Here is a 15,555-nt window from a genome sequence, read left to right on the forward strand (position 1 = left end):
GTTACAGAAATAAATATTTTTTATTTTTTTAATAAAAATATTTATAAAAAATTCTATTTTCTTTTATATTTTCTCTGCACCAAAAAATATTTCTAATATTCTTATTTCTTTCTGGATAAAAAAAGTAAGCTGCTCACAAAAAATATGAAACAACTTACTTATTAGTTCTAATCTTTTCATTTTTCTAGCTTTAAGGCATGAACTGAATAACCTTTAATTTTTGTCTATTACCAATTATTAGTTATTTATCATTAATTAAATTTAGCATTGCTTCCTTTATTAGTAGATGTAATAACTATCTTTGAATCTATCCTATCCTTCAATTCTTGTACATGAGATATTATACCTACCACTCTTCCGTCATTTTGGAGTTCAACTAAACATTCTATAGCATTATCTAAAGATTCTGAATCCAAAGTTCCAAAACCTTCATCCACAAAAATAGTATCTAACTGTATTCCCCCTGAATAAGCTTGTACCACATCTGCTAAACCTAAAGCCATAGACAATGATGCTTTGAAAGCTTCCCCACCTGATAGAGTTTTTATATCTCTAGATTTTCCTGTATAATTATCAAATACTTCTAAGTCTAAGCCTTGTCCCTTTCTCTTATCTCCAACTTCTTCTTTTCTTAAAAGTTCATATCTATTACAGCTCATTCTAGAAAGTCTTAAATTTGCTGCAGTGATTATATCTTCAAAATATGAAGCTAATACATATCTTTCAAAGCTTATTTTTCTACTGTTATCACCATTAATAATCTTTGAAAGCCTTCCTATAACACTATACTTTTTTTCATCTTTTTCAATTAATTCATTATTCTTTTCAATATTCTTTAATAGTTTTATATTTTGATCTATTTTAGAATATAACTTTTTCTCAATCTTCTGTATCTTTAATTTATTATCTTTATAAGATTCTATTTTTATTTCCAATTCCTTAATATCTTTTTTTATTAGCCCTTCACATTCCTTAGTAATATCTTTCAATAATTTTTCTGTATTGGCTAAGTTGTTGATGTAATTATTGATATCCCTTTCTAAAGTTTCTATTTCTTCTTCTTTAAGCTGACTGTTTTTATAATCACGTCCATCTTTGAAGCCTAATGCTAAAGTCTTTTCCTTAAATATCTCAATAGCTTCTTCTAAATCTTTTTTTGATTCTTTTGACCTAATTTCTAAAGATTGCTTGTTTCCATTTTCTTTATCTAAATTAGATTTTAATAAATTATATTCTGCTTCAGCTTTTTCATAATTCTTTTTTAGCTCTTCTATTTTATAATTAATTTCTCTTCTTATATTTTCAAGTTCATTATAAGACTTAACATTTCCATTAAATTCTTCTTCAATATTTTTCAAATTAGTTTCTTCTATTTTTAAATTTTCTTTATTAGATAAAAGTTCTTTATTTTTCTCTTCTAAATAATTTCTTAACTTCTCAATTCTTGCCTCTTTATTCTTCTTTTCCTTAATCTTTTCTTCTTCCTTATTAACTAATAAAGATATTCCTTCTATTTCCTTATTAATATTTAATAACTCAAAATTATTTTTCTTTATTAATCCTAAAACTTTCTCAATTTCTAATGATATATCTTCAAGATTGTTACTAGCAAATATTTTCATTAATAGAGGAAATATTATTTCTCTTTTATTCGATTCTAAATTTGCATTTATTTTAGATAAATCTCTATAGTATTTTTCTCTAATTTCATATAATTTATCTGCTTTAACTTTTGCTTCTTTTACCAAATTCTCATCTATAACTTCACTATTTAAAACAGCTAGCTTTGGATGATGAAGTGAACCACATACTGGGCAAGGTTCCCCTTCTATTAAATTCTTGGCAAGTATTCCTGCTTGATTTCTCCTAAAAGCCTCTTCTAAATTTTCATAATAGTTTTTAGCCGCTACATAAGACTTATCTGCCTCTTCATAGACTAAAGTCAGATTTGAATGTTTATTACTTTCCCTCTTATAACTCTCTAAAGAATTTAATAATATATTTAAATCTTCTATTTTCTTATTTAAATTAATAACATTTATTTCCAATGTATTCTTTTTATTTTTTAAACTACTTATATTCTCCAACTCTATTGCTAATTTATTTATTAAATCACTATTACCTTTTATCTCTAAATTTATATTATTAATTTCTTTTTCCAGATCTTCTATAAAAATCTTTAATTTATTTACTTTTGCCTTATTTTTTTCATATCTAGAAGCTTTTTCCTTTAATTTATCTATTTCATTTAATTGACTTAATAAAATATTTTTTTCTTCTTCTTTGGCTTTTTCTTCTTGTAATCTCTTAAATGCTAGGTCATAATCTTTTTTATACTTTTCTATATTTTTTATAGCTTCATTTAATTTAAAATTTACTTCATCATATAAAGATTTTTTATACCTATAATCTTTTTCATAAAGGTCCAATTTCAATGCCTTTTTTGCCTTTTCCAGAATAACAGACTTTTCTTTATAATTTTCTTTTAGGCATGAAAGCCTTTCAAATTCTAATTTTATATTATTCTTTTTCTCTAACTTTTTATTATTTTCATTTATTAATGCTAATTCCTTAGATAAAGTTTCTATTTCCTCTTGAAACTTATCTAATTCATCCTTTAAATTTGAAATCATCTCTTGATCTACACTTATTTCTTCTTCAAAACCTTTTATTATTTGCTCAATATTCATATCCCTAGCAGTAATCATTTCTTTTAAAGTTATATTTTCTTCGTTTATCATAAAGGACTTAATATTATTTTCCCTATCCCTTTGGATAAGTTCAATATTTCTTTTTAATTCATTTGCTTCATTCTTTATATTCTGCTGAATATCTGAAAATATTTTTGTTCCAAATATCTTTCTAAATATTTCTTCCTTCTTATCACTATCAGAATTTAATAACTTTTTAAACTCCCCTTGAGGTATCATAACTAATTGCTTGAATTGCTCTGAATTAATACCTAAAATTTCTTCTACTGCTCGTGTTACTTCTTTATATCCTGTTATCGTTTTATCTTTATATTTTAGTTCTGCAACAGCCTTACTTTCTGTAAATCCTTCACCTCTTTGTTTCTTTCTATAATATTGAGGTGATCTTTTTACATAATAATCCTTATTTCTCATCGAAAACCATAGCTCAACTTCTGTCTTAGTTTCCAGAGAAGCAAAATCACTTCTTAAATTTTTACCTTCCCTTTCACTTCCACTTGCCTCTCCAAAAAGAGCAAAGTTAATGGCATCAAAAATTGTTGTTTTACCTGCTCCCGTATTTCCTGTTATTACAAATATATTTTTATCTTTTAAATTTTCTTCAAAATTTAATTCTTGTTTTTCTGCATAAGGTCCAAAAGCTGAAATTATTAATTTTTTAATTTTCATATTAATATTCTTCCTCCTTAGCCTTGTCCAATATATTTGCAATGATCTCTAATTCTTCACTGCTACAATCTTCACCAATTATATCCTTGTAAAAATCCTTAAACAAAGTTAGAGTAGATTTTTCCTTTATATCAGCTATTTTTCTTTCTGAACCTTGCTTATTTAATCTTTCTTCCCTTACCAATTCCATTACATTTGGATAAACAGTCCTTATCTTAGCCATTGGATCTAAAATTTCACCTTTATCTTTTAAAATTACCTTTATATAGTCTTCTTTATTTAAATTATCCTTTGTAGAATCTCTTATTATATTTTCAAGATAGCCTTCTATAATTCTAAAATCTCTTTTTCCTTTTAATCTATAAAATCTTACATCAATATTCCCCTCTGAATCTAAGTTAATTATATTTATTCCCTTTTTTTGATTAACTTCTGAAAAAGAGTATTTCATCAATGAGCCTGAATACCTTATTCTTTCATTGCCTACTTTTTGAGGACCATGCAAATGACCAAGAGCAGTATAATTAAAGTTTTCAAAGAGTTTCCCATCAATAAAATCCGTTCCCCCTATAGAAATAGGTTTTTCAGAATCTGATTCAACTAGTTCTTCAAAATTTCCCTCTCTTATTTTCGTTACATATCCATGGGCAATTGCAATATTTCTTTCTTCTTTATTTAAATCTTTATTTATTTCATCAATTATTTTTCTCATTGCATCATTTGGCGTCTTTATATTCTCATCTCCATATAAATCTCTTACAATTGGAACATCTGCAAAAGGTATTGGATAAAAATTTACCTTTCCAAATTCATCTTCTAAAACAATTTTTTCTGTATTTCTTTTTAAGTTTCCTATAATATATAAACCACTTCTTCTTAATAATGAACTAGCAAAATCTAATCTTTCATTACTGTCATGATTACCAGCAATAGCAATTATAGGTGTTTTTAAATCTATTACGATTTTCTCAAGAGTTTTATTTAACAATTCAACTGCTTGTACAGGTGGTATTGATCTATCATATAAGTCTCCCGCTATTACTAATACATCTGGCTTTTCTTCTTCTATTGCCTTAAATAACTCTTCTAACATATATTCCTGTTCTTCAGTCATATAGAAACCATTAACAAGCTTTCCAATATGCCAATCCCCCATATGAAAAATTTTCATTTCATCACCCCTCTAAACAATTCACAATTCAAAATGTACAATTTAGGAAGATTTTCAGAGCACTAAAAATCAACATTGTATTTGTTTTATATTATACATTATTTTTATATTTATTTATTGAATATTCTTAGAATTTTATTGGATATTATTTATATACAATAAATTTAAAAAATAAAAAAGACTGTTATATCTTTAAACAGTCCTTTTGTACTAATAATCCAATAAAGTTCTTAATTTTAATTAATATTATGCTGCTTTTTCATTTAAAATAGAAATAGTATCCTTTCCTTGAGCTTTATTTAATGATCTTGCTACTAAATATGCAAGAAAAGCATCAATACAATGATGAACCATTGTTCCCACTACTGTAACTAAAACTATTGTATAAGAATCAATTCCAAAAGGTATTATAGCTAGTCCTTCTAAAATACCATGAATTGGTGCAGTAGCAGCTATTGCTCCTTTATAATTTTCATTCTTTCTAAATATTTTTCCTCCAATATACCCAACAATAATATGAGTTGCTGCTCTAAGGGCTACCACAGGTGCCGATGTTATAAAAAATCCTATTGTTGAACCTAAACCAACTATTGCAGCCACTTTTGGTGAAATTAACATTGCAATAAATAAAGGAACATGGGATGCTAATGTAGCTGTAAATGGTCCAACTATTATTTTTAAAAATCCAAATGAAATAGGAATAATAAGTGATAATGCCACTAATAGTGCAGCTAGTACCAATTTTTTTATTTTTGTGCTATGCATTTTACCCCTCCTTAACTGTATATACACTAGTATAATATCATCTTTACACCTTGTAAATACTTTTCATAAAAAATATTTATTATTATTCATAGATATTTCCTAAATTAATATAATTTATAATGAGTTAATATTTAAGCGAGGTAATTTATGTTTGAAAATAATACAATAATTCCCTTATCACTTTCTTTAATAGCAGGGCTTTCAACAATTTTGGGTGCTTTTGTAGTTTTCTTTGCTAATTTTAATAAAAATAAAGTAATTACATTTTCATTAGCTTTCTCAGCTGGAGTAATGATGACAGTTTCCTTTATAGACCTTTTCATGTCTTCTATGGATAATCTCTGCAAAAATTATGGAAACTTTATTGGAATATTTTATTCTTTAACTTTTTTAATTTCTGGAGCTTTAATTACAGCATTAATAGATAAACTTCTTGATAAAAATAGTATAGTTAAAAACCAAAGAACTTCTTCAAAAAACTTATTTAGAGTTGGTTTAATCTCTATGATTGGACTTATGATCCACAATTTTCCTGAAGGAATTGCAACTTTTATTTCTGGGTATGAAAATATTTCTCTTGGAATATCTATAGCTTTAGCAATCTCCCTTCATAACATTCCTGAAGGTATATCTATATCCTTACCAATTTATTATTCAACTAACAGTAAGTATAAAGCTTTTAAATACTGTTTTTTATCTGGAATTTCTGAACCCCTTGGTGCTCTTACAGCCTTCTTATTTCTAAAACCATACATAAATGAAACTATTTTGTCATTAACCTTTTTATTAATAGCTGGAATAATGTTATACATTTCCTTTATGGAGCTAATTCCTACTGCAAAATCCTATGGATACAATAAACTTTATGCTATATCTTTATTTCTTGGAATTTGTGTTATACCAGTAAGTCATGTTTTTGTCGGCTAAGCCCCAAAAACATGCAAATATAAAAATGTATAATTCACAATCAAGATATTTTTTCAATATATTGAAAACAAAAAACGCCTCTTTACAGGCGTTTTTAATTAATTTTAAATTATTAGTATAACTTTTTAATCTTCTTTATATTTTAAAGTTAGACTTATTATCTTTTTAACTAGTAAAGCTGCTATTGGATAAGGTATGTTATATAATTTCAATATTTTTATTATCGCTTCATCTTTCTCTTGTATTTTATTAAATATTTTCTCTACATCAGATTTATTTTCTCTTATATCTTTATAATCATCAATTGATAAATCATATTCCCTTAGAATTCTCATATGCCTTGGTTCAGTTTCAGGAATTTGACAACTTGGATAAGCTTCATCTGAATAAATTTCTATTGGATATTCAGTCTCCCCTTCATCTATATAATCAATTTCAGCAAAAAAATTATTTTCTTCTTTAATATTAGTTATTGGTGTTGCAAAATCATTCAAAAAATTATTTTCGATTCCATTTAAAGCTGAATCCGCTAAATTTTGTACTGGCTGCCATGTAACATTACTACATAATAGATTTGAATTTGTAGGCATAGGTATAAATTTTAGCTCATCATTTTGATCTATATGTTTGACTTCTGAATTCTCCATTTATTTCCTCCAAAAAAATAATCTAATATATGTATATGTCTTTGATTATATATGTTTCCTCAAAGATTGGAACTTTCTAATAACAGGTTAATAGCACCAACCTATTATTAGGTGAATAGAATATAGAATATACGGGAGGTAATGCTATGTATGATTCTAATGATAATCCTTTAAGAGATTTATTTATTGGCCTTGATAAGAAAGTTCCAATTTTAAATAATAAAGAAATAATTCCTATTAATTTTGATAACGCAGCCACAACTCCAGTTTTTAAAAGTGTCCTTAAAGAAATAACTGAAGCTTGCGAACTATATGGTGCCATTGGAAGAGGTACAGGGCAAAAGTCAGAGTATTGCACAAAAAGGTATCATAAATGTAGAGATTATATTTTAGATTTTTTTAATGCTCCAAAGGATAAATATACAGTTATTTTTGTTGGAAACACTACTGAGGGTATCAATAGGCTTTCAAATATTTTAATTGAAAATAAAACTGATATTATTATAACAACAAGAATGGAGCATCATTCAAATGATCTGCCTTGGAGAGGGAAATGTATTGTTGAATATGTAGAAGTAGATAAAAATGGTCGATTAAAACTTGATGAACTAGAATACTTATTAGAAAAATATAAGGGCCAGGTAAAATATGTAACTCTTACTGCTGCTTCTAATGTAACTGGCTACATTAATGACTTATCTTTTATTTCCAAACTAGTTCACAGTTATAATGCTAAACTAATTGTAGATGGGGCTCAAATTGTAGCTCATAAAGAATTAAATATGTATCCTGGAAATCAACTTGAAGCAATAGATTTTCTAGTGTTTTCTGCCCATAAAATTTATGCTCCATTTGGTAGTGGTGCAATTATCGGACTTAAGGAAACCTTTGAAAGACTAAATAATGATTATAAAGGCGGAGGAACTGTAGAAGGAGTATTCGACGATTCTGAAATTTATCTACCTCCTCCTGAAAAAAATGAGGCCGGTAGTCCAAACTTTCTTGGAGCAATAGCTTTAGTTCAAGCGATGAAGGAAATAAAAAAAATAGGTTTTAATACCATAGAAGAAAATGAAAAAAAACTATTAAAAAGAGCAATAGCTGGATTAAATTCTATAAAAAAAGTTGTAACCTATGGTGATAATTATAATATATCTGATAGACTTGGAATTATAATATTCAATATAGAAGGACTTTATGATATAGATACTGCTAAATATCTATCTACCTTACGTGGAATAGCCGTAAGACAAGGTGCCTTTTGCGCTCATCCCTATGTAAATAGATTATTACGTTCCCATAATAAAGGAAATGATAATTTTTCTAGAAATAACTATTGTAATTTAACTGGAATGGTAAGGGCAAGCTTTGGATTATATAATTCTATAAATGAAGTTGAAATATTTCTAAATACAGTTGAATTAATAACGAAGATCATATAAAAAATTAGGGCAGTCCAAGACAGCCCTAATTTTTTTCATTTATTTTTTTAGCAATTAAGAATTTAGTAGGAATACCTTGTTCTGTAAACATTTTTTCATGTTCGGTTTCAACATTTCCTACAAAATCACTATTATGTAAATCATAAGTTATGTATTCTATTTTAAATTTTGCCTCTTTAAAATATTCTAAGGATTCTTCAAACAACTCATCATCATCAGTTTTAAAATAAATTTCTCCACCATCAATTAAAAACTCTCTATAATTATTTAATTGCCTTGTATGAGTTAATCTTCTTTTTTTATGTCTTTCTTTTGGCCATGGATTACAGAAATTAATATATATTCTATTTACTAAATCTTCACTGTTAAAAATATCTGATATTAAAGCAATTTCTTGTGCCATAAGCTTTAAGTTATCAACTGCTCTATTTTTTTCTTCATATGCTCTTTCAATATTTCTTTTAGCTAAAACTAAAACTTCATCTTTGATATCTATTGCTATGTAATTAATATTTGGGTTTTCTGCACCATGAACAGCTATAAAAGTACCTTTTCCACAGCCTAATTCTAAATAAATTGGATTTTCTTTATTTTTAAATTGTGCTGCCCATTTTCCCTTATAATCTTTTGGATTAGTTACAAAAAAATCACATTTTTCAAGCTCTGGTCTAGCCCATGGTTTCTTTCTTAATCTCATATTTTTCACTCCATCCATTAAAATTCATAACAATTATACCTTAACAGTAACTAGTTCTCAATGGATAGTTTATTATTCAAACTAAAAAAGAAGCTATGACACAGTTTGCTTGTGTTATGCTTCTTTCTTATTTTAAGATTTTCATCTTAATTAAAAATTATCCTTAATTGTGCATTTAGTATTTTGAGTTATACATAGCGATTGCTTACTTATCTCCAAAATATCTATTTAATAATCCTAAAAATGCCTTTCCATGTCTTGCTTCATCTTTGCACATTTCATGTACTGTGTCATGGATTGCATCTAAGTTTAATTGTTTAGCTAATGTTGCTAAATCTTTCTTTCCTTGAGTTGCACCGTATTCAGCTTCTACTCTTGCTTCTAAGTTAGCCTTAGTATCAGCTACAACAACTTCTCCTAGTAATTCAGCAAATTTTGCAGCATGTTCTGCTTCTTCAAATGCTATTCTCTTATATGCTTCAGCAACTTCTGGATATCCTTCTCTGTCAGCTTGTCTTGACATCGCTAGATACATACCAACTTCTGTACATTCTCCAGTAAAGTTTGCTCTTAAACCTTCTATAATTCTTTCATCTACACCTTGAGCTACTCCAATTCTGTGTTCGTCAGCCCATTTTAATTCTCCTGATTGTTCTACGAACTTATCTGCTCCAGCATGGCATACTGGACATTCAGCTGGTGCTGCTTCTCCTTCATAAACATATCCACAAATTGTACATACAAACTTTTTCATAACTTTACCTCCTATAATATAAGAATTTATTTATTTCACTAAATAAAAATCTATTCAATTTGTAATTTATCAACTCTTAATTACATTGATTATTATATAATAATTATTATTAGTTGTAAAGTCTTTTTATTGAAAATTTTAACTTTTTATCTTAATTAAATTTTTTAATTGCTTTTCTTCTTAATTTTCATATTAATTTTTCAAATAAAAAGTAGTTAGTAAGATAAAAGAACCATAACTAACTACTTCTGTTTCCAATTTTCTAAACTATTTAACATAAAATCTCTAACATTTATTTCATAAGCTTTTTCTAAAGCTTTGCTATTTAAAACTGTCTTTGGACTTCCTTCCTTTATTATCATTCCTTTATTCATTAAAATTACCTTATCAGCAAAATTATATACCAAATTTAAATCATGTAAAACTGCTATGATAACCTTATTTTTTTCATCTGCCCAAGCTTTAATGTAATTTATCATTTCCAATTGATATTTTAAATCTAAGTGATTAGTTGGCTCATCTAAAAGAATTATTTCAGGAGACTGAGCAAAAGTTCTTGCTAAAAATACTCTTTGAAGCTCTCCCCCTGATAATTCATTAATAAACTTATCTTTTAAATCTAATAAACCAACTATTTTTAGACTTTCTTCTATGATTAATTTATCATTTTTACTTAAAGTAGAAAAAACACTTGTTATATATGAATATCTTCCTAATGCAACAGTTTCATAAACAGTATAAGGAAAAGCAAAATTATAATTTTGAGTTAAAATTGCAATTTTCTTTGATAATTTCTTTCTATTAAAAGATTTTATATCTTTTCCTTCTACTAGTACTGTTCCATCAAAAGAAATTAAATTAGAGATTACTTTTAGCAAAGTACTTTTTCCACTACCATTAGGTCCAACTATACAAATTTTCTCATTATTATTTATTTTTAAATTGATGTTTTTTATAACATCTATGCCATTATATCCACCATGCACATTTTTTAATTCTAACATTTAATCACCCATTTATTTTCTAAAATATAAATATGCAAAGAATGGAGCTCCTATTATAGCTGTTACTGCTCCTACAGGAATTTCAATAGGAATTATAATAGTACGTGAAATTAAATCAGAAATTACCATTAACATTCCTCCTAAAACAATCGACATCGGAATTACATAAGAATGCTTTGAACCAAATAACTTTCTTGTAACATGAGGTGCAATCAAATCTACAAATCCAATTGATCCTCCTATGGCAACAGCAGCACCAGTTAATATCGCAACAAATATAAATAAATGCTTCTTTATCTTATCTGTTTCAACACCCATTGATTTTGCATCCTCTTCGCCAAAAGTTAAAATATCTAATTCGCTTAAATAAAATAATACTCCAATTAATCCAAATGCAAAGAAAGGGATACTTATTTTTAAATATCTCCAGCTTTTCATTGAAAAAGATCCCATCTGCCATAATATTACAGCTTCAATATCCTTAGTATATAATGCAGCTAAAATTGTAAAAATAGCATTTAAGAATAAAGATATAACCATTCCAAGCAATATAATTGTATTATTAGATAAAACTTTATCAACCTTGCTTGCAAAAGCTATTAGCAAAACTATAGTTAATAAGCTGCATAAAAACCCTACTGAAGCTAGAGAGAAATTTCCTAAAATAGGGATATATATCCCTGAAATCACTAATATTCCTACACCAAGAGATGCTCCAGAAGATATTCCAAGGGTATAGGGAGAAGCTAAAGGATTTTTCAAAATTGATTGAACTACTGCACCACTTGCTGATAATGCTCCTCCTACTGTAAAAGCTAACAATGCTCTAGGAAATCTTATATTCCATATAATTGAAATATCCTTATTTTCAATATTACTATCAATATTAGCATTTATAATCTTATTGAAAAAAATTAAAATTATTTTGTCTATTTTAATTTTAGTACTTCCAATAGAAAGGGAAGCTAAAATTAAAATAAAAGACATTATAATTGTAATTATTATTAAAATTTTTCGTTTATTAATTTTATTTATACTCATTTGGATAAATCGCCTCTGCAATCTCTTTTAAAGCCTTTATTACATTTTGAGATGGTCTTGATGAAGCATTTGTATCTACCATATATACATCATTATTTTTAATTGCTGTAATAACTTCCCAGCCTTCTCTACTTTTTATTTCATCAACTGCATTAATTTCATTAAAAGTTGGGAAGTTTGTTAAAATAACATCTGGATTTGCTTCAATAATAGCTTCAGGTGAAGGTGAAATCCAAGCTTTTTGATCTTTAAATATATTCTCTGCACCAACAAGCTCTATCATTTCATTTAGGAAGGTTTCACTTCCAAAACTATATAATTGTGTACCATAACCAATTTCAAAATAAACTTTTTTCTTTTCATATATTTTACTTCCAATTTCCCTTATTTCTTTTACCTCTGCTCTAATATTATTAATAATTTCTTTCCCCTTCACCTCTGTATTGGTAATTTCCGCTATAAAATTTATATCTTTATATATTCCTTCTAAACTGTTACTGCTCGGAATATTAACAACTACTATTCCAGCATCTTTTAAAAGCTGAAATTGCTCATTACTATTAGAAGCATAATTTCCAGATGTAATAATAATATCTGGTTCTAATGATATTATTGTTTCTATGTCTGCATTTAAAAAATCTATCTTAATTAAGTCTCCCTCAACTCCTTCAATATCACTTGAATAATTATCCACAGCCACTAATTTATCTTTAAGACCTAACTCGATTAATATTTCAGTATTGGAAGGTGATGTTGATATAATTCTTTCAATATTTCTTGCTAAAACAAGATTATTTCCTTCCCTATCAATAATTTCTTTACCTTTTTTATCACAAGAAACAAAACTGAATAAAGACAATATAATTCCTAAAATAATCAAAAATTTTTTTATTCCATTTTTCATAATTAATCTCCTTTATTTAATATTAGCCTTTTTAAGTTCTGTATTTCTTCTGCGGATATTTTTCTATACTTGCCCACTTCTATTTCCTCTAGTCTAATATTTAATATTCTAATTCTTTTAAGCTCTAAAACATTATATCCAAGAGCTTTACACATCCTTCTAATCTGCCTGTTAAGACCTTGGGTTAAAATTATTCTAAAAATAGATTGATCTATTTTTTCTATAATACAGGGCCTTGTTATTATATCAAGTATTTTTACTCCTCGTGACATGTTTAATAAAAACTCTTCATTAATTTCTTTGTCTACCCTTACTATGTATTCTTTCTCATGATAATTTTCTGAAAATAATATATTATTAGCAAGCTCTCCATCATTAGTCATAATAATAAGTCCTTCAGAATCTTTATCTAATCTCCCAACTGGGAATATATACTCTGGGTAGTTCAATAAAGCTATAATATTATTTTCCTTATCATTAGAAGTAGTACAAATTATCCCTTTTGGCTTATTAAAAGCTAGATATATTTTATCTTTAGGTGAAACTTTCTTTCCATCTAATAAAATTTCATCAGTTTCTTCTACCCATTGCCCTTTTTCACAAGAAATACCATTAACTATTATTCTTCCTTCTTCAATTAATCTATTAGTTTCTTTTCTAGAACAATAACCATAATTGCTCAATAATTTATTAATCCTCAAATTTTATTATCCTTTCTCTTTTCTCAAACTTCATTCTTTATTCTAATTTATTTTCTTAATTTTGTACAATTATACAAAATTATAGCTGTCAATTGTTGAGTTAAGTAATATATGCTAAATTCAAATTATACCTATATTTTAAGGAGGAAATTTATGAATAAAAAAAAGCTTCTTTATTCATCTTTAGCTATTATAGCATTAATTACTTTAATATTTGCATTATCATTTAATAATGAAGATTTCGAAAATAAGCCCTTTTCTTGGGATAATGTAAGTCTTTATTTTGTAATGACTGACAGGTTTTATGATGGAAACAAATCAAATAATAATTCCTACGGAAGAGTAAATATAGATAATAAAGGTTCAACAGTTGGTACCTTTCATGGAGGAGATATTAAAGGGTTAATCAAAAAATTAAAGGAAGGCTATTTTAATGATTTAGGTATTAATGCAATTTGGATAACTTCACCTGTAGAACAAATTCATGGTTTTATTTCTGGAGATGCACAAAATTCCTTTGATCACTATGGTTATCACGGCTACTATGCCCTTGATTGGACTAGCATAGATAAAAACATGGGAACAATTAAAGAAATGCGAGAATTTGTTAATTTAGCCCATTCAAAGGGAATTAGAGTTGTTTTAGATGTTGTGCTTAATCATACCGGTTATGCCAATGAAGCAGATATGGCTGAATATAATTATGGAGAAGGTAAATGGGAAAACTGGTGGGGGAAGGATTGGATAAGAGTTGATTTGCCTGGATATGATAAGGGTGGTACAGATGATATAAGTATGAACTTATCAGGCCTTCCTGATATTAAAACCGAAGCAACAAAAGGAGTAGATATACCACCTATCTTAAAAACAAAATGGGAAAAAGATTCAGAAGAAAATAATGATCCTTGGGTAATACCTGCATCAAAAAAATATAGAGAAAATTTAAATATAGCTCCTGTAGAATATATTATTAACTGGTTATCTGCTTGGGTTGAGGAATTTGGAATAGACGGCTTTAGATGTGATACCGCTAAGCATATAGAAGTAGAACATTGGAAAAAATTAAAGGATAAATGTAATGAAGCCCTAAAAACTTGGCGAAAGAATAATCCTAATAGTCCTGGTTCTCAATGGACTGATGATTTTTGGATGACCGGGGAAGTTTTCGGCCAAGGCTTAGAAAAAAATTACTATTATGACAATGGCTTTGATTCTATAATTAACTTCAAATTTCCAAAGGGTGACAGTTTAGATTCCCTTGAAAAGATTTATTCAGAATACTACAGCAAAATAAACTCTGATCCAAATTTTAATGTCCTTAGCTATATATCTTCTCATGACACTGGAATGACAAGGGGTAATATGATTAACTTAGGAACTAAACTTTTATTAGCTCCTGGTGGAATTGAAATTTACTATGGTGATGAAACAAACCGTAAACCTTCAACAAATACTATTACTACTGCCAAAGACCAGCCTTCAAGATCAGATATGAACTGGGATAATATAGATAAGGAAGTATTGGAACATTGGCAAAAGCTTGGTCAGTTCAGAAGAAATCATCTTGCTATTGGTGCAGGCGATCATAAAAAACTTCAAGATTATCCTTATGCTTTCAGTAGAATTTATAAAAATGATAACTTTGAAGATAAAGTTGTAATTATCCCTTATGTTGATGAAGAGGTTACTATTGATGTTTCATCTATTTTTGAAGAAGGTGCCGAGGTTAGGGATTTCTACTCAGGCAATAAAACAAAAGTTAAAAATGGTCTTGTTAATTTTAAAGCTTCAAAAAATAATATAGTTTTAATTGAATTGATGGAATAAAATAAGAAGAATTTTTTATTTTATTATGCAAATACTATATCTGAATTCTATTGTAAGAAAGGATGATAAGTAATGCCAAAAGATAGCCAACCAGATAATAAATATGCTCGTATGGCAAAATGCAATTTTCAAACACCAATAACTGATGAAGAAGGCAAAAACCATAATAGAACAAGAAAAAAACAATCTGTTAAAAGAGAAGGCTTCCAAAGTGCCCATATTAACAAGGAAGGATAAAATAGCATAAAAATATAATTATTTAAATAATAAGGAATGTTATAGCCTCCTCCATAAC

14 protein-coding genes are annotated in these 15,555 nt (G+C 27.4%); 4 read left to right on the forward strand and 10 right to left on the reverse strand.

Annotated features, from left to right (window positions below):
- Window positions 1-251 precede the first annotated feature (251 nt).
- The 3 genes from BEN51_RS09515 to BEN51_RS09525 all read right to left on the reverse strand — a co-directional run bounded on the left by BEN51_RS09515 (window position 252) and on the right by BEN51_RS09525 (window position 5,316).
- Window positions 252-3,380 carry an AAA family ATPase gene (locus BEN51_RS09515; RefSeq protein ID WP_119865832.1) on the reverse strand — a complete coding sequence of 1,043 codons (3,129 nt, stop codon included), beginning with the start codon at window positions 3,378-3,380 and terminating at the stop codon, window positions 252-254.
- A gap of 1 nt (window position 3,381) precedes the next feature.
- Window positions 3,382-4,551 carry an exonuclease SbcCD subunit D gene (locus tag BEN51_RS09520; RefSeq protein WP_119865833.1) on the reverse strand — a complete coding sequence of 390 codons (1,170 nt, stop codon included), beginning with the start codon at window positions 4,549-4,551 and terminating at the stop codon, window positions 3,382-3,384.
- Between the two features lie 246 nt (window positions 4,552-4,797).
- A complete protein-coding gene (locus BEN51_RS09525; protein ID WP_119865834.1) occupies window positions 4,798-5,316 on the reverse strand; it encodes an ECF transporter S component in 519 nt (172 codons plus the stop codon).
- Between the two features lie 147 nt (window positions 5,317-5,463).
- Here BEN51_RS09525 and zupT point away from each other — a divergent pair, with 147 nt between their 5' ends.
- On the forward strand, window positions 5,464-6,243 hold the full coding sequence (gene zupT, locus BEN51_RS09530; protein ID WP_119865835.1) for a zinc transporter ZupT: 780 nt from the start codon (window positions 5,464-5,466) through the stop codon (window positions 6,241-6,243).
- Window positions 6,244-6,368: 125 nt separating this feature from the next.
- Here zupT and BEN51_RS09535 read toward each other — a convergent pair whose 3' ends face one another.
- A complete protein-coding gene (locus BEN51_RS09535; RefSeq protein WP_119865836.1) occupies window positions 6,369-6,890 on the reverse strand; it encodes a hypothetical protein in 522 nt (173 codons plus the stop codon).
- Window positions 6,891-7,036: 146 nt separating this feature from the next.
- Here BEN51_RS09535 and BEN51_RS09540 point away from each other — a divergent pair, with 146 nt between their 5' ends.
- Window positions 7,037-8,332 (forward strand): aminotransferase class V-fold PLP-dependent enzyme, encoded by a 1,296-nt coding sequence (locus tag BEN51_RS09540; RefSeq protein ID WP_119865837.1) that lies wholly within the window; start codon window positions 7,037-7,039, stop codon window positions 8,330-8,332.
- A gap of 25 nt (window positions 8,333-8,357) precedes the next feature.
- Here BEN51_RS09540 and trmB read toward each other — a convergent pair whose 3' ends face one another.
- From trmB to BEN51_RS09570, 6 genes are all read right to left on the reverse strand, one after another.
- A complete protein-coding gene (trmB, locus tag BEN51_RS09545; RefSeq protein ID WP_119865838.1) occupies window positions 8,358-9,029 on the reverse strand; it encodes a tRNA (guanosine(46)-N7)-methyltransferase TrmB in 672 nt (223 codons plus the stop codon).
- Window positions 9,030-9,234: 205 nt separating this feature from the next.
- Window positions 9,235-9,783, reverse strand: a complete 549-nt coding sequence (locus tag BEN51_RS09550; protein ID WP_119865839.1) for an NADH peroxidase — start codon at window positions 9,781-9,783, stop codon at window positions 9,235-9,237.
- A 242-nt stretch (window positions 9,784-10,025) separates the two neighbouring features.
- Window positions 10,026-10,787, reverse strand: a complete 762-nt coding sequence (locus BEN51_RS09555; protein WP_119865840.1) for an ABC transporter ATP-binding protein — start codon at window positions 10,785-10,787, stop codon at window positions 10,026-10,028.
- 12 nt (window positions 10,788-10,799) lie between these two features.
- Window positions 10,800-11,828, reverse strand: a complete 1,029-nt coding sequence (locus BEN51_RS09560) for a FecCD family ABC transporter permease (protein ID WP_119865841.1) — start codon at window positions 11,826-11,828, stop codon at window positions 10,800-10,802.
- Entirely contained in the window at window positions 11,815-12,732 is a 918-nt protein-coding gene (locus tag BEN51_RS09565) for an ABC transporter substrate-binding protein (RefSeq protein ID WP_119865842.1), read from the reverse strand. The genes BEN51_RS09560 and BEN51_RS09565 overlap by 14 nt, the downstream gene beginning before the upstream one ends.
- Before the next feature lie 2 nt (window positions 12,733-12,734).
- Window positions 12,735-13,433 (reverse strand): pseudouridine synthase, encoded by a 699-nt coding sequence (locus BEN51_RS09570; RefSeq protein ID WP_119865843.1) that lies wholly within the window; start codon window positions 13,431-13,433, stop codon window positions 12,735-12,737.
- Window positions 13,434-13,586: 153 nt separating this feature from the next.
- On the opposite strand from BEN51_RS09570, the gene BEN51_RS09575 reads away from it, so the two are divergent.
- Entirely contained in the window at window positions 13,587-15,260 is a 1,674-nt protein-coding gene (locus BEN51_RS09575) for an alpha-amylase family glycosyl hydrolase (protein ID WP_119865844.1), read from the forward strand.
- Between the two features lie 72 nt (window positions 15,261-15,332).
- A complete protein-coding gene (locus BEN51_RS13840; protein WP_164704102.1) occupies window positions 15,333-15,497 on the forward strand; it encodes a hypothetical protein in 165 nt (54 codons plus the stop codon).
- Window positions 15,498-15,555 lie beyond the last annotated feature (58 nt).

It is taken from the genome of Clostridium isatidis (genome assembly GCF_002285495.1).
GTDB classification, from domain to species: Bacteria; Bacillota; Clostridia; order Clostridiales; family Clostridiaceae; genus Clostridium; species Clostridium isatidis.

Coding starts and splice junctions, on each gene's coding strand:
- BEN51_RS09515 (WP_119865832.1), bottom strand. CDS start 3,380: ATGAAAATTAAAAAATTAATAATTTCAGCTTTTGGACCTTATGCAGAA.
- BEN51_RS09520 (WP_119865833.1), bottom strand. CDS start 4,551: ATGAAAATTTTTCATATGGGGGATTGGCATATTGGAAAGCTTGTTAAT.
- BEN51_RS09525 (WP_119865834.1), bottom strand. CDS start 5,316: ATGCATAGCACAAAAATAAAAAAATTGGTACTAGCTGCACTATTAGTG.
- zupT (WP_119865835.1), top strand. CDS start 5,464: ATGTTTGAAAATAATACAATAATTCCCTTATCACTTTCTTTAATAGCA.
- BEN51_RS09535 (WP_119865836.1), bottom strand. CDS start 6,890: ATGGAGAATTCAGAAGTCAAACATATAGATCAAAATGATGAGCTAAAA.
- BEN51_RS09540 (WP_119865837.1), top strand. CDS start 7,037: ATGTATGATTCTAATGATAATCCTTTAAGAGATTTATTTATTGGCCTT.
- trmB (WP_119865838.1), bottom strand. CDS start 9,029: ATGAGATTAAGAAAGAAACCATGGGCTAGACCAGAGCTTGAAAAATGT.
- BEN51_RS09550 (WP_119865839.1), bottom strand. CDS start 9,783: ATGAAAAAGTTTGTATGTACAATTTGTGGATATGTTTATGAAGGAGAA.
- BEN51_RS09555 (WP_119865840.1), bottom strand. CDS start 10,787: ATGTTAGAATTAAAAAATGTGCATGGTGGATATAATGGCATAGATGTT.
- BEN51_RS09560 (WP_119865841.1), bottom strand. CDS start 11,828: ATGAGTATAAATAAAATTAATAAACGAAAAATTTTAATAATAATTACA.
- BEN51_RS09565 (WP_119865842.1), bottom strand. CDS start 12,732: ATGAAAAATGGAATAAAAAAATTTTTGATTATTTTAGGAATTATATTG.
- BEN51_RS09575 (WP_119865844.1), top strand. CDS start 13,587: ATGAATAAAAAAAAGCTTCTTTATTCATCTTTAGCTATTATAGCATTA.
- BEN51_RS13840 (WP_164704102.1), top strand. CDS start 15,333: ATGCCAAAAGATAGCCAACCAGATAATAAATATGCTCGTATGGCAAAA.